Source organism: Bacillus sp. FCW2, assembly GCF_021228595.1.
Taxonomy (GTDB): domain Bacteria; phylum Bacillota; class Bacilli; order Bacillales; family Bacillaceae; genus Bacillus; species Bacillus velezensis.
The window spans coordinates 550,033-567,078 of record NZ_CP089436.1; the positions used below are offsets into that span (position 1 = coordinate 550,033).

At 43.7% G+C, this 17,046-nt stretch carries 2 protein-coding genes; both read left to right on the forward strand.

Translation table 11 applies throughout. The annotated features are described in order from the left end of the window. Positions 1 to 15 precede the first annotated feature (15 nt). Positions 16 to 12,273, forward strand: coding sequence for an SDR family NAD(P)-dependent oxidoreductase (locus K3G25_RS02975; RefSeq protein ID WP_232489578.1), 12,258 nt, complete (start codon positions 16 to 18; stop codon positions 12,271 to 12,273). Beyond that, positions 12,273 to 17,045 carry a type I polyketide synthase gene (locus tag K3G25_RS02980; RefSeq protein WP_232489579.1) on the forward strand — a complete coding sequence of 1,591 codons (4,773 nt, stop codon included), beginning with the start codon at positions 12,273 to 12,275 and terminating at the stop codon, positions 17,043 to 17,045. The genes K3G25_RS02975 and K3G25_RS02980 overlap by 1 nt, the downstream gene beginning before the upstream one ends. Position 17,046: the final 1 nt, after the last annotated feature.

The window sequence follows — 17,046 nt, forward strand, 5'->3', positions numbered from 1 at the left end:
GGCGGGTGGAGGCCAATGGTTCATTTGAATAAACAGAGTGCGGATATCGCGATAATCGGGGTTGCTTGCAGATTCCCCGATGCAGATCATTATCATGAATTCTGGGAAAACATAAATAGCGGCAAAGATTCCATCCGGGAAGTGCCGATTGAACGGTGGGATCCCGATCTTTATTATTCAGCCGATATCAGTATACCGAACAAAACAATCAGCAAGTGGGGAGGTTTTATTCATAAAGCTGACCATTTCGACCATAAGTTTTTTAATATCTCTCCCCGGGAAGCGAAAAACATGGACCCTGAGCAAAGAATCCTTTTAGAAGAAACTTGGCGGTGCATCGAAGATTCCGGGGTTTCTTTGCAGGATCTCCAGCGTAAAACCACTTCTGTTTTTGCGGGTATTATGAATTCTGACTACCGGCAGACAGGTCATGCTGAATCGGAAATCGACAGTTACGCCTGTTTAGGAAGTTTCGAAGCTATGCTTTCCAACCGGCTTTCATACACATTCGGTTTGACCGGAAAAAGCATGTCTGTAAATGCCGCTTGTGCATCGTCGCTTGTTGCTTTACATGAAGCGGTTAAGTCATTGCGGACAAAAGAAAGCGATTATGCAATCGCATCGGGAGTAAACTTGAATTTCCAACCCGGAAAATATATTTCTTTTTCTAAAGCCAGAATGCTGAGTCCTGACGGCAAATGTAAAACCTTTGACGCAGCGGCGAACGGGTACGTTCCCGGAGAAGGGGCAGGCGTTGTATTGCTGCAGCGCCTTGGTGATGCAGTAAAAGCCGGTCACCATATATACGGGATCATAAAAGGGACAGCTGTTAATCATGGCGGTAAATCCCGTTCCATAACCGCTCCCAGAGCAGAAGCGCAGAGCCGGGTCATCTCAGAAGCTTTACACAACGCTGCTGTCGATGCTGCGACGGTTTCTTATGTAGAAGCACATGGCACAGGTACATCTCTGGGCGATCCGATAGAAATAGAAGCATTGACAAAAGCGTATCGGCAATATACTGAGGATACTCAATATTGCAGGATCGGAAGTGTGAAAACAAATATCGGTCATACAGAAGCAGCGGCGGGAATGGCCGGATTGATAAAAGTTCTAATGATGATGAAACACCGGAGGGTGCCGAAAAGCCTGAATGTACATACGGTAAATCCAATTATACAGTTTGAAAAAACACCGTTTAGGCCGGCACTTGATTCAAGTGATTGGAAGGCGGCAGACGGGGCTCCGCTCAGGGCGGGAATCAGCTCCTTCGGTTTTGGGGGTGTCAACTCTCACGTCATCATCGAAGAATTTATACATACAAAAGACGAATCTGACAGAAAAGGAAGGGTACCCTTCCTTTTTTCCGCTAAAAGTGAAGAAAGCATGAAACAAATGATACATCATTGGAGAACCTTTGCTGACGATTCAGAGGAATTTTGCAAAATATCAAATGAAGTGATCAGCAGCACCCTTTTAACAGGGAGGACATCGTTTGATTACAGGGCTGGTTTATTGGCAGGCAGCAAGGAGGAATTTAAAAATCAGCTTAAAGAGGGATTGAGTTTTCGGAGGAAACAAGATTCTGAATGGGCGCTTGCCATCGGTGACTTCAAATGGGAAAGTTATAAACAATTTGCCGTTTTGAAACGGGTGTTCCCTGATTTAGAAAAGAACGTAAGGCCGGTGCTGAAGGGTATACCAACATTGCACAGTTCATTTAAAAGAAAATGGACGCCTGAGAAAATCCGCTTGTATTCTTTAGTTATCAATACGGAAATCATAAAAAGTATCCTGGCATCCGGTTTTAAGCCAAGCCTCATTACAGGCGCCGGAGACGGATATTACGTTGCTCTTGCAGCAGCGGGTATCATCAAAATTGAAAAGGCCATTTCTGTCATCACAGGCGCTGAAAAACCTTCGCACTTATCCTGTGAGCCGCCGTCCATTCCATTTGTCAATCCGTACACTTCAAAAATGTACCCGCCGGTTCGATTAAACGAAGAATATGTAAGGATGCTGCTGAACGGTCTGAGCTTCCCGGCTGATTTTGCAGACCGCCTGTACGGGAAAACACGGCTGCTTCTTGAGCACCAATATACGTTTAAAGGGTTTTTAGAAGAGTGGGATAAAGCGGGAAAGACTCAGGAAATCGAGATTTTATCTTATATTGTGAATCGCACGGCGGATAAAAGAAACGCACTGCCGGCTGATGAGGAAGCGGCGATCATGGCTATCCTTGCCTCTATGAGAAGACTGTATAAGAGATGGGATTTAACAGATTATGATGGATTCTTTAATAATGATTATGTTCTGGAAATATTAAATTTACTTGATGAAGGGATTTTGTCTAAAGAACTTTTTCTGAGCATGTTATTGAAAAAGCAAGACGGAATTAAACAGGCTGTTGCTTGTATGAATGAGCAGCCGGCAGATTTTTATGATAAGGATCGTTTTCCGTTGATGACAGAATACAATCAAATGGATGCCGTGTCTCAGGAGATAGCTGATCATATGCCGCTTCACACGGAAGAAAAGGGAACGGAGCCGGATGTGGATATTTCTGATTTTTCAGTTTTCCAATTCGGATCGCTCCCTCCATCAGCAAAACTAAACAAAGCGGCTGCTTTTGAAGCGGACAAAGCAGCTGATGAAGCTCTTTATCATTCATTTATGCAACTGTGGCTTTCAGGAGAAGAGATTGAATGGGCGAAACTAGGTGACTATCATAAAAGAAAAGCCCCGCTTCCGCCTTATCCGTTTGAGCGCTGTCAATTTTCTTTAAACCCTCAGCAGGTAAAATCAGACGCGGCTTTTTCAGCAAAGAAGAATCAGGCACTTTATGCGCCGATATGGAAAGAAACCGCACTTGAGAATGAAGCGGACAGCGGACAAGCCTGTACTATTTTGCTGTTCTCCGAGAATAAAGACTATTTTGAAGAGATGAAAAAAAGAGAGAATACGTCCGCATATCTTATTATGCCCGGTGACCGTTTAGAGCAGATAAGCGACAGTGTTTTCACGATCAACAGGCAGCGTCCCGATGATTATCAAAGTGTCATTCGTCTGTTAAAAGAAAAAGGCGCAGCGCCTGATGCAATTTTGCATACGTGGTCTGAAAAACAGCCTGAACTGGAAGAAACACTCGAATCAGGAATTTATTCCGTGTTTTATCTGACTAAGGCTTTAATCAGCGAGAACCTTATAAACAAAGTAACGTTCATTTATACATTCAGCGCAGATCAAAAAGAAAAATTGCCGTATTTTGAAGGTGTGAACGGTTTTTTAAAATCGGTAAAACAAGAATATCCGCAGCTGCATTGTAAGACGGTTTGCTTTGAACATGATTCTGCAGCCGTTTCATTTTCAGAGAAGGCTGCCATTCTTTATAAAGAAATAAACACAGCACCTGATCGGCATATTCATATCACTTACAGAGGCTGCGTAAGATATGCACGGATGTTAGAGAAGCAGAGAGAAACATACACAAAGACCATTCAATACCCTGAAAAAGATAAAGTATATTTAATTACAGGGGGATTTGGGGGGATTGGCAGTAAAGTCGCTGAATATTGCGCGAAAACTGAAAGATCCACCATTATTCTATCGGGGCGATCTGCTTTAACCGGAGATAAGCAGAAACATTTAGAATACCTGAACAGCTTTAAAGCCAAGGTTTATTATATACAGGCGAATATATCCGATAAAGAAGCGGTAAAAAAAATGATTGACGGTATTACCGATCAGCATGCAGGTCTTCATGGCGTCATTCATTGCGCAGGAGTTATCAGAGACTCGCTGCTTTTTCAAAAAACAAAGCAGGAACTTTCAGAGGTGATTGCTCCGAAAGTTCATGGTGCGTTGAATCTTGATCATGCAACGAAGTCGCTGGAATTGGATTTTTTCGCCGTTTTTTCTTCAGTCGTCTCTATTGCAGGGAACGAAGGCCAGTGTGATTATGCATATGCAAACGGCTTTTTAGATCATTTTGCAGAATATCGGGAATGGAAACGGCAAAATTCTCTGCGCAGCGGCCGCACGCTGACAATCAATTGGCCTTTATGGAAAGACATCGGAATGGGAGCGAACCTGTCAGGTCAAGGGCGGACGTCTCTTTTTCATGGTTCCGGGCTCGAAGAACTTCCTGCTGAAGACGGAACGCAATGGTTTTCGCGGATTGTAACTTCGGGTCAGCTGCATAATATTGCAGTCTGCGGTGATCATGAGCGCTTTGAACAATTTATGCGGCAGAGATTTTTGACGGACGAAACAGAGACAGGCAGTGCCATTCCTTTGGCCCAAGGCGATATTTTGGATCAGACAGTTTTGTTTTTAACCAATATCATCTCCTCTGAGGTCGGTGCAGAACGGGAAGAGATCGATCAAGATGTGCATCTGGCTGAATATGGAATGGATTCGGTTATGATTCATCAATGCAACACAAAGCTGGAGCAGTCACTGGGAGCAATTTCGAAAACGCTTTTATTTGAATTTCATACAATCAGAGATTTAGCAGATCATCTTGTAAAGGAATATCCGGATCGGCTGGGGCGTTTATTTTCACGGGAGGAAAAAGGAAAACAGATTCAGAGCATTACCCCTGCCAGGCCGGAACAAAACATCACTGCACCTGCGGCGGAGGAAAAAGAACATCTTGACGGGATAGCGGTGATCGGTATCAGCGGCCGTTATCCCGGGGCTGAAAATATCGAAGAATTGTGGGAGCTTCTATCAAAAGAGAGAATCGCAATCACAGAAATTCCGAAAGAACGATGGAATTATAAGACCTACTATGATCCAGACCCCGCTAAAGCGCATGAGGGGAAAATTTATTGCAAATGGGGCGGATTTTTAAAGAACGCTGAATCATTTGATTCTTTGTTTTTCCAAATATCGCCAAGAGAAGCAGAAGCGATGGATCCTCAGGAACGAATATTTCTCGAAACCGTATGGAAAGCATTTGAAGATTCGGGATATACCATTGAAGGGTTGAGAAAGCAGACCGAAAAACATGTCGGTGTATTTGCGGGAGTGACGACCAATTCTTACAAGCTGCTCGGCGAAAGAATACCGACGGACAAAAACGATGTACTTCCAAATTCGTTCCCATGGTCTCTCGCGAACAGAGTGTCTTACACATTTGACTTTACAGGTCCCAGTGTCCCTGTAGATACGGCTTGCTCTTCATCCTTAACGGCAATTCACATGGCTTGCCAAAGTTTAAAAAAAGGTGAGTGCTCGGTTGCGGTTGCGGGAGGAGTAAATTTGTATCTTCATCCTTCTGACTATTTATACCGATGTCAGATGGGGATGCTTTCAAAATCGGGAAAATGCAGAAGTTTTGGAGAAGGCGGCGACGGTTTCGTACCCGGGGAAGGTGTCGGGGCCGTAATTCTTAAACCGCTTAAAGATGCCATACGTGATAATGATACTGTGTACGCCGTCATTAAAGGAACGGCAATTAATCACGGCGGAAAGACGAATGGCTATACGGTGCCTAATCCTGCCGCACAGGCGGATTTAATCCAAGGAGCTCTTAAAGCGGCCGGTTGGAGCGCCAGAAGTGTCAGCTTTATTGAAGCCCACGGCACGGGAACGCCGCTGGGTGACCCGATTGAAGTCCGAGGCCTGACCAAGGCGTTTAGAGCTTATACCGAAGATGTTTCATATTGCTCTCTCGGATCGATTAAATCTAACATCGGTCATCTTGAAGCGGCTGCGGGTATTGCCGGCCTGACAAAGATTATCTTACAAATGAAGTATAAAAAAATAGCCGCAACACTGCATGCTGAACGGGTGCATCCGGATCTTTATCTGGAAGAGACACCTTTTTGCCTTCAGCAGGAAACCGCCGACTGGATAAAACCCGCGAATGAAAAACATTCTGACAGCAAATATCCGCGGCGTGCGGGATTAAGTTCTTTCGGAGCGGGCGGGGCGAATGCTCATATTCTTGTGGAAGAGTATGAGTCTGCTGCTGACTGTCATACGGATTGTGAGGAAAGTGAGGAACTTATCGTACTCTCAGCCAAGCATTCACTGAGTTTACGGGAATCGGCAAAACAGCTGGTGGAATATCTTCAAAATGCCCGTCAACAACAGGGCGAGTTTTTGCAGCAAGCGGGAACAAACAAGCCGCTTCACCTTTCTGATATTGCGTATACCCTTCTTGAAGGGCGTGAAGCCATGCCGGAAAGGCTTGCTGTCATTTCAAATAATATCGATGATCTGATGTTGAAATTAAATCACTTTTATAATGGAATTAACGATCACGAAATATTTAGAGGAAAAAAACCGAATCATAAACGCAGACAGCAGCAATCGGATCCTCCGCTCAAATCCGGCAGAACCACATTAGCCGAAATGGCTGAATTCTGGGTATCAGGAGGCAATTTAAGCTGGGAAGATTTCCGCACCGGCAGAAAACCGGCGAAAATTACCCTGCCGACTTACCCTTTCTTAAAAAACAGACTGTGGGTGTCAAATAAGGCGCAATCAAAATCAACAGCTGATAAAGCTCCTTTATTTGATTTTTCTGCAGGTGAGTGCCGATTTTATAAAACGCTTTCTGATTCTGAATATTATGTAAAAGATCATGTTGTGCATGGGAATATGGTTCTGCCAGGAGCGGCAATCATCGAAGCGGCCAGAGAAGCGGGAGAGAGGCTGTACGGAAAATCAGTCATAAAACTGAGTCAGGTTGTATGGGCGGTTCCAATAACCGTTGAGAAAGAAAAGACGGTAATGATAGATCTGCTGCCGAATCAAAAAGACGGCAGATTTGTGGTAAAAACCGATATGCAACCTGAAGCGGCAGTTCACTGCCAAGGAAACATTATCACATGCGGAGATCAAGATGCCTCTCATACAGAGCATTTTCAATTGGACAGCTGGTTAACCGGACAGAAAAGATTAATCAGCGGCGCTGAGTGTTACAGGGATTTCCGGCAGAGCGGTTTGGACTATGGAACCAGTTTTCAGGTAATAAAACAGCTGTTTATCCATGAAAATGCTGTTCTTGCACGAATATCACTTCCTGAGAGCATTCATAAAAAATCCGGCACGCTGCTGGAACCGTGTTTATTGGATGGCATTTTTCAATCCACAACCGGGTTTACGTCCGGTCAAGAAGGAGATCACACCGCATATTTGCCTTTTGAATTAGGTGAGCTGGAGATTCTTCATGCACCTTCGGCAAACGGCTATGCTTACATTACAGCTGCCGATGAAAGACAACATGATGATGTCAAAAGGTTTCATATATTATTTATGGATGAAAACGGATCTGTAAGTCTTAAAATAAAAAACTTAGCGTTAAAGGCGTTAAGGGTTGCACCGCAGACTCAGGATGAGCGGCATTCAGTTAAGTATTACACTGATATGTGGAAGCGGGCCCCTCTGCTTCATCAGCCTGAAGCCAGCGGTTTAAACAGCTGCCTTGTGATTTCACTCCGTCGGGATATATCAGAACCGCTGATCCGCCAGGCATATAAAGATATCGGCTTGAACATGATCTTTGTCCGTCATGGCGGCAGTTTTCAAGAAAAAAGAGCTGATTCCTTTGAATTGAACAGCGTCAAACTTGACGGCTATCAGAAATTGCTGGCGATTCTTAAAGAAAGACAAGTGACAATTGACCGCGTCATTTTAATCGGGATGAGCCCTGAAACGGGAATTGAGCAGAACATTCATGAAAAGCTGGAAGAGGCTGTTTTGCCGGTTTTCAATGTAACGAAAGCTCTGCTAGCAACAATCCCAAGACATAAAATCCTGATATCACATGTATTTTTCACAAGGGAAAATCAAATCTTACCTTATCAAATGGCAATCAGCGGCTTTTTTAGGTCGCTTCATTTAGAACATCCAATGTTGTCCGGTAAAAATATTGAAATACAAAGCGGTGAAATTCAGTTACAGCTGAACACCGGTCTGCCTGAATTAAAAAACCTTGTGAAAGAAACAATCATCAGCGATGATACTTCAGAAATCAGATACAGAGATGGAATCAGGCAGGTCAAGCACTCTGCAGAAATTGAAAGTGCCGAGCCCCCCAAAAAGATGGAAGTAAAAGAAGGGGGAGTTTACCTCATTACAGGAGGAACGGGCGGTCTGGGACTGATTTTCGCCAGACATCTTGTGCGAAAAGGGAGAATAAAACTTGTCCTTATCGGCAGGTCAGAGCTTTCTGAGGAAGCCGTAAGCAATGTAAAAGAGCTCGAAAAAAACGGATCAGAGGTTTTTTATGTAAGAACCGATATTTCTGATAAGGAAAATGTCAATAACCTGATAAACCTCGTCAAAAACAAATTAGGTCCTGTTAAAGGAATTATTCACAGCGCCGGTGTGATAAAAGATTCATTACTCATCAATAAGCGTGAAGAGGATCTCGATTCAGTCGTGGCCAGCAAGGTTTACGGAACGATATGGCTTGACCGGTATACAGACAGAGAACCTCTGGACTTTTTTGTAATGTTTTCATCTATCAGCGCAATAATCGGGAACGCGGGACAAACCGATTATGCTTATGCAAACCGGTTTATGGATTATTTTGCGGAAATGAGAGCGGCGGAAAATAAACCTGGAAAAACAGTCTCGATTAATTGGCCTTTATGGAAAGAAGGCGGTATGCAAATTGACATTCATTCAGAAAAGTTCCTTTATGACCGTTTCGGAATGCTGCCTCTGGAAAAACGGGAAGGCCTTGCAGCATTTGATCAAGCAATGACAGGGTGTGAACATCAAATAATGGTATTTAGCGGTAATGAATTAAAGCTGGAACGAATGATAACGATTGACAGCGGAAAAAGTGACCCGGCAATCGCCGACGAAAATCAAGAACCGAAAGATCTGTCAATAACTGGATCTTTAAAAAGCACTTTGACGCGCATCATCACTGGCGTATTAAAAATTGAAGAACGGGAATTTGATTTTGAACTGCCGATAAGTGAATACGGATTTGATTCAATTATGTTTACAATGTTGGGCAACGAATTAAACGAGTCATTAGGAATATCAATGATGCCGTCAGATTTTTTCGGTCTTACTGATTTTAATGAACTTCTTGAGTTTTTAAAGAGTGAGTATTCCGAGGAGCTTCATCTCTGCGGTTCTTTTTCTTCAGATGAATCTGCGGCGAAAGACCGGAGAGAAAATCTGATTGAGGGCATCGCAAAGATGATGTCAAGTATTTTGAAGATTGACAGAAAGGAAATAGAAGAAGAGACTTCATTCGGCGAGTACGGATTTGATTCTATTACGTTTACCAGACTCGGAAATGAAATCAATCAACAATATGGTACGGAATTATTGCCATCCATTTTCTTTGAATGCAATTCACTGGCTGAAATGACTGATTATGTAATCGAGCAATACGGAGAAATCCTTTTTGCTGAGACAGAATCTTTTTCTGCAGCTGACGAAAAAACATTGTACAGCACGCCTCCGCCGGAATCTTATGAACGTTCCCCTGAGCCTGAAAATAAAACTATGCAAGAGGAAAGACATATAAATGAGCCGGTTGCAATAGTGGGAATAAGCGGCCGTTTCCCCCAAACAGATACGCTGGAAGACTTTTGGGAAGGAATTGAAAAAGGCCGGGATATGATTACAGACATTCCTGAAGACCGTTGGAACTGGAAAGAGTTTGACGGCGATCCGATCAGGGACGTCAATAGAACAAAAATAAAAAAAGGCGGATTTATCAAAGGCGCGGACAGTTTTGATCCGTTGTTTTTCGGGATTTCTCCCGCCGAAGCAGAATTAATGGATCCCCAGCAAAGAATTTTTATGGAGACTGTATGGAAAACAATAGAAGATGCGGGCTATAAGCCGTCCGATTTGGCAGGGACGAAAACCGCGGTGTTTGCAGGGGTCGCCACAACGGATTATGCTGAACGTCTGAATGAAAATGGCGTCTCTGTTCAGGCGCAGACCGCAACCGGTTTAAATCATTGTATATTGGCAAATCGTATTTCTTACCAGCTGAACCTGACGGGTCCGAGCGAACCGATTGACACTGCCTGTTCAAGTTCGTTAGTTGCGCTTCATCGTGCGGCTGAGGGGATTCAAAGAGGCGATTTTGAAATGGCGATTGCAGGCGGAGTGCATATTATGACAAGCCCTACTCTGTTTATAGCTTTTGATAAAGCAGGTATGCTTTCCAAAGACGGAAAGTGCAAAACGTTTGATAAAAGCGCTGACGGCTATGTAAGGAGTGAAGGGGCGGCTGCAGTATTGCTCAAGCCGCTCAGCAAAGCACAGGCAGACGGTGATCATATATATGGTTTGATTAAAGGGTCAGCTGTAAATCACGGCGGCCGCGCCAATTCTTTGACAGCTCCGAATCCGAACGCACAGGCGGACTTATTAACCGAAGCTTGGCGGAAGGCGGGGGTCAGCCCTGCCACTGCGGGATATATAGAAGCGCATGGCACAGGGACAAGTCTTGGCGATCCGATTGAAGTGAACAGCATCATAAAGGCATTTAAAACGTTATATCAAGAATGGGACATTCCTTTTGCGAAACAGAAATGCTGCGGAATCGGGTCTGTGAAAACAAACATCGGCCATCTCGAAACCGCTGCCGGAATAGCCGGCGTGCTGAAAGTGTTACTGGCTTTTAAATATCGCAAACTTCCGGGACTCGCCCATTTTTCAGAACTCAATCCATACATCAAACTGGAAAATACGCCATTTTATATCACAGAAACCGCTCAAAAGTGGAATCCGATAAAAGATGAAGAGAACAACGATCTGCCGAGGAGAGCAGGTGTCAGCTCATTCGGATTCGGCGGTGTGAACGCGCATATTGTATTAGAGGAATATAGGGAACCTCAAAAAGAAGTGCCGGAAAACAACGGTAACACACATATTTTTGTTTTATCTGCGAAAAGCAAAGATCAATTACTTGAGTATATCCGGCTTATGGTTCAGTACTTGGATCGCGTGATTGCCGGTGACATGACCGTTAATGCCAGTGACATGGAATTTACATTGCAAAACGGCCGGGAAGCAATGAACGAAAGAATTGCCGTATGTGCAGCGAGTCTGACTGAGCTGAGAGATAAATACGTCAGCTTTCTTGATGACAGCAAGGTGCAAAAAGGCGTATTTATAAGCGAAAACACTGAAGAGCGCACAGCTGTTTCTGAATATATGATTCAGGAGGCTCTTCAAAGCGGAAAAGAGGAGCTGCTCGCACAATGGTGGGCCAATGGAGCCGAGTTTGAATGGAAGACAATCGGCAATAAGAAATTGAATAGAGTGCCGATGCCAACTTATCCGTTTGCAAAAGAGAGTTATTGGTTTACTCCGAAAAAGAACAAAAGCGAGGTTAATAGTAAAAGTCTTCACCCATTAATCAGCGAGAATGTCTCAACATTAAAGAAACAAGCATTTAAAACTGTTATTTCCGGAACTGAATTTTTCGTCACTGATCATCTTGTTTCAGGAGACTATGTGCTGCCAGGAGCCGCTTCGCTTGAAATGGCTCTTGTTTGTGCGGAAATAAGCGGAGAAAGTAAAGTATATAAAATAAAAGACGTGATGTGGAACAGACCTATATTATATAAAGGAAAAACGCTGCACATTTATACCGACTTGGAAATGAAACAAGATAAGTTGAACGTAATGATATGTAAAGAGGGTCCGGATGGCGTGCAGCAAATCTGCACACAAAGTGAAACAGTATTCGGAGACATAAACAGCAATCCTGAGTATGTCGATATTGATCAGTTCATACGCAGCAGTGAGCCGGTCATAAGCCGGGAAGAGTGTTATCACCGCTTCAGCCGTATGGGCCTGACATATCATAGCAGTTTTCAAACATTGAAAGCCGTATATCGCGGTGATATGGAGTTAATGGCAGAATTGGAGCTTCCTGCTCATTTAGCGAACGGGTTTTCACATTTTACACTTCATCCTTCATTAATTGACGGCGGTTTTCAAGCGGCGGCATTTTTGTTAAGAGATAATGAGAAAGAGGGCTTATTTGTTCCATATTCACTTAGAGAGCTTCACATTAAGAGGGCGCTTACTGCCCGATGCCATGTTTCGGTGAAAGAAACCGGTTTTTATACGTATAACATTGATTTTATTAACGAGAGCGGCGAAATAGCCGTGAGCATGAAAGACTTTTCTGTCAGAAAAGTGACCGGGGGAGAATTAACCGCAGGACGTAAAAATGAAGATCAGGAAATTCTCTTCTTATTAGAACGATTGAAAAACGGTGAACTTTCTGCTGACCAAGTTTATCAGCTGCTGGAGGGAAAATAGTGCAGATCAAACAAATACTTTCCTTAATTGAAGAACAGCAAATGTCTCCTGATGCAGGACTGGAGCTAATTCGCACTTACAGAAAAGAACAAATGGAAAAAAAGGCGGAGCCGGAATCACAAGCTCCGTCCCCAACCATTTTTTTCAAGAACGATTGGGTAAGGACAAATAACATTGATATGCCGAATCAGCAGGCGCCGGGAAATATGCTGATTTTTGATCAGGATAACCGTCTTTTTCAGCATGCCGAGATGATGAATGGAGAACATAACCGTGTCATTCTCGTAACGCCCGATTCTGATTATAGAATTGAACGGAATAGATGCATAATCAATCCTTCTGATGAAAATCATGTCGAAATGCTGCTGTCTGATTTGGCTGAAAACGGATTTACACCTGATGTCGTGCTTTATTTATGGAACGGAGAAATCAGAGAATTCACTGAAGAATCCGTTAACGAAACTCTTCGCAGAGGGATAAACTCGCTCTTTTTATTATCAAAAGCTTTAATGCGAAGAAACGAACCTGTTACGTTATTGCATATTTATTGGACAAGCGGTCTGAATCAGCCGTTTCATGAAGCTGTCGGAGGGTTCATGAAAACGGTAAACATGGAAAGCTCCAAGCTTAAAGCGAAAACCATACAGATTCGCCATGAGCATTCTGAGATAAATCCTCCGGTTTCCGAGGTGTGGGATGCTGCAATCAGTGAAATACAGCACTTTCAATCCGATGAATGTGAGGTTTTAATAGACTCACATACCCGTTATGTGAAAGGGCTGCAGCATATTGATAATCCGGAACACGATAACGGATCTGTAACGTATCAAAAAGGCGGCATATATATCATTACCGGAGGAGCGGGAAAACTCGGGCTGCTGTTTGCGGAACACATCGCTAAAGAAAACCAAGCCGTGATTATACTTACAGGCCGTTCTTTTTTAACCGCTGATCAAAAAGAACGGATCAGTAAGCTTAATGAGAGCGGCTCTATTGTTGAATATCAGCGGACGGACATAACAGATCGAACAGAGACAGAGCGATTCATTTTCGGCGTTAAACAGCGGTACGGCAGCATAAACGGGATCATTCATGCTGCCGGCATCCTTCGTGACTCATTTCTTGTAAATAAAAGTCTCAGTGATTTTACGGACGTACTGAAACCGAAAGTTTACGGGACAATCTGGCTGGATGAGCTGACAAAAGACGAAGATCTTGATTTTTTTGTTCTTTTTTCTTCTTTTTCCGCTTACGGAAATGCCGGCCAAAGTGACTATGCGTACGCAAATCATTTTATGGACAGTTTTGCAGTGCTTCGATCTCAGCTCTCCCGAAACGGAAAAACCCTTTCAATCAATTGGCCGTTATTGAAAGATGGCGGGATGAGTCTCGACAGCAATGGAATCATTCAAATAAAAGAAAAATACGGAATGACTCCGATGCGAACTTCCTCTGTTTTGGAAGCGTTTCTGAAAATGCTGCGGTCTTCATTTACCAGCTTAATGCCTGCAGAAGGAGAGCGGGATAAAATGATAAAAGCGCTTTCGATTCAAAGAAATACAGCTGCAGCAGATCAAGATACACTCACGGCGGAACACGATGAAGAAGAGGAATATGCTGCGAAAGAAAAAGTCAATGACTATTTAATCAAGATCATCAGCGGTGTCTTGAAAATCCAATCTCATAAAATAAATGCGAAAGACTCTTTTGAGAAATTCGGAATCAACTCACTTATGATCATGTCACTTATTTCAAAGCTTGAAGATACTTTCGGGGATCTTCCAAAAACAATCTTTTTTGAATATCAGAACATTGAAGAGCTTTCAAACTTCTTCCTAACATCTTTTAAAGAAAAAGTGCTTAAGGCCGCAGGGGCAGCTCCGGTAACAAGAGTGCCGAAGAAAAGAGAAAATCTGAGTAAAAAACAGCACCGGCAGCAGAAGGTTGCATCTGCACCGAGCATGGTTCCGCCGGGTGAGGATATTGCCATTATCGGTGTGAGCGGAAGATATCCGAAATCCGATACTCTTGAGGAGTTCTGGGAAAACATTGCCGGAGGGAAAAACTGTATTATTGAAATCCCCGAGGAACGTTGGGATTTCAGATCGAATTACAGTCCCGACAGAATGGAGAAGGGGAAAATCAACAGTAAGTGGGGCGGTTTTATCAGCGGTGTTGATCAATTCGATCCGCTGTTTTTCCACATTTCTCATAAAGAAGCTGAGCTGATGGACCCTCAGGAGCGAATTTTTCTCGAAACCTCCTGGCATACGTTTGAAGATTCAGGATATACAAAAGAGAAGCTTGACGGTATGAAAGCCGGTGTGTTTGTCGGAGCCATGTACGGACAATATCAATTATTCGGCGCAGAAGAAACTGCGCGGGGCAATCCGATTGCGCTCAGTTCCTTCTTTTCATCTATTGCGAACAGGGTTTCATACTTTTTTAATCTCTCCGGCCCGAGCATTGCACTGGATACGATGTGTTCATCATCGCTGACGGCCATTCACTTGGCATGTGAGAGCATTAAAAGAGGGGAAAGTGAAATTGCGCTTGCGGGCGGCGTTAATGTGTCCATACATCCCAGCAAATACCTTTGGCTGAGTCAAGGTAATTTTGTTTCCACCGAAGGATTGTGCAGAAGTTTCGGAGAGGGCGGAGACGGCTATGTCCCGGGAGAAGGTTCGGGAGCCGTCCTTTTGAAACCTCTGGAAAAAGCAATTGCTGATCAGGATCATATATACGGAGTGATTAAAGGAACATCTGTAAATCATGGCGGAAAAACCAATGGATTTACGGTTCCGAATCCGAATGCACAAGCTGAGCTGATTGCTGAAAATTTCAAGAAATCAGGCATCAGTCCGCGATCCGTCAGCTACTTGGAAGCACACGGAACGGGTACCTCGCTCGGAGATCCGATTGAGATCGCAGGATTGACAAAAGCGTTTGAGAAATTTACGGATGATAAACAATTTTGTGCTATAGGTTCAGTGAAGTCTAATATCGGACATTTGGAGTCTGCTGCAGGTATAGCAGCTCTTACAAAAGTTCTTTTACAATTTAAGCATCAGAAATTGGCGCCATCCATTCACTCGGAACAGCTGAACCAAAATATCCGATTTGAAAAGACGCCTTTTTACGTTCAGCGGAAAGAAGAAGAGTGGCGGAAAGAATCAGGCGCCTCCAACAGGAGAGCAGCAATCAGTTCGTTCGGAGCGGGAGGAGCAAATGCCCATGTCATTGTGGAAGAATATCAAAACCATGCGGACACACAAACAATAAGCGGGCCGTTTGCCGCAGTTCTCTCAGCCAAAAATGAAGACAGACTGAAAGAATACGCTCGGCGCCTTCTGCAATTCACAGAGCGGGAGACAAAGGCCTCGGCAGCTGATATCGCTTTTACATTGCAGACATGCAGGCAACCGATGGAAGACAGACTTGCTGTTGTAGCTTCCGATTTGCCGGAGCTTAAGGAGAAGCTGAGAACTTTCTGTACTGAAGGAACAATTGGAGAGGGCGTATACAAAGGCAATGTTACGAAAGATTTTGATAAAGTCTTTATCTTTCATGACCAAAAGATGAAAGATAAATTCCTCGAGGTGATGATGGAGACAAAGGACTTGAATCTTCTTGCAAAATTATGGTCTTTCGGGGCTGATATTCAATGGCGAGAGTTATATGAAGAATATACCCCGCAAAAGGTCAAGCTTCCTTTATATCCATTTGCTGAGGAGTCTTACTGGGTGCCTCGAAATCAAAGTGCAATATTTCCGGAAACATTGCCGCAGCAGTCTTCACTGCACCCGCTTCTGGATTCGAATGAATCTACTCTGGAACAGCAGTTTTTTAAAACGACATTAAGAGAAAAAGAGATTTGGTTAAAAGACCACATTGTAAAAAACAAGAGCATTCTCCCGGCAGCTGCTTTTCTTGAAATGGCATGCGCAGCGGGAACGCGGTCATATCGAAAGAAAAAGGTCACTCGTTTAAAAAACGTGATATTTGCCAGACCGGCCATGCTTTTGCAAGAGAGCCTGACCATTTACACTCACATTTCCGTAAAAGACGGCAGCATATTATTTAACATGTCACCTGACGAGGATGCTGCTGTAAGGACTGGATTTGTGACGGGGGAATTAGATTATGATCATCATTACAGTGATGATGATATAGAGAACATCGACAGACAAGAGATGATAAACAGAAGTGCTTTTGTCCGTGAACATGATGAATGTTACGAGTATTTTCGGGAAAACGGGTTCCTGTATGGGCGCGCTTTTCAGCCGATTCAACGTTTATGGGGCGGCGGAACGGAAGCGGTTGCACACTTATTGCTGCCAAAAGAAGCCGCATATGCTCTTGAAAATTATACATTGCATCCGTCTTTAATTGATGGGGCTCTGCAATCTTTGTTCGGAATTACCGACGGAAGAGAAGAGGCATCTGTTTATGTTCCTTTTTCAATAGAAGAGATTACGATTCGGAAAAAAGTTTCAGCAGAATGCTGGGCTTATGCGCGTAAAACAGGCCAAAAAGGTCAATCCGAGCTTATTTACGATATTCAGCTGCTTAATGAACACGGAGAGAGACTTGCAGGTTTGAAGGATGTAACCATTCGTAAAAAAGAAACGTTTTCCGCGGAGACACAGACTCGTGCAACAGCGGATTCCAATGGAAAGAACGAGAGAGTAAAAGAGCTCCTCAGACAATTAAAAGCGGGCGAACTGACTGCGGAGGAAGCAGATTATGCGCTGGAGCGTATGCAGGATTAGT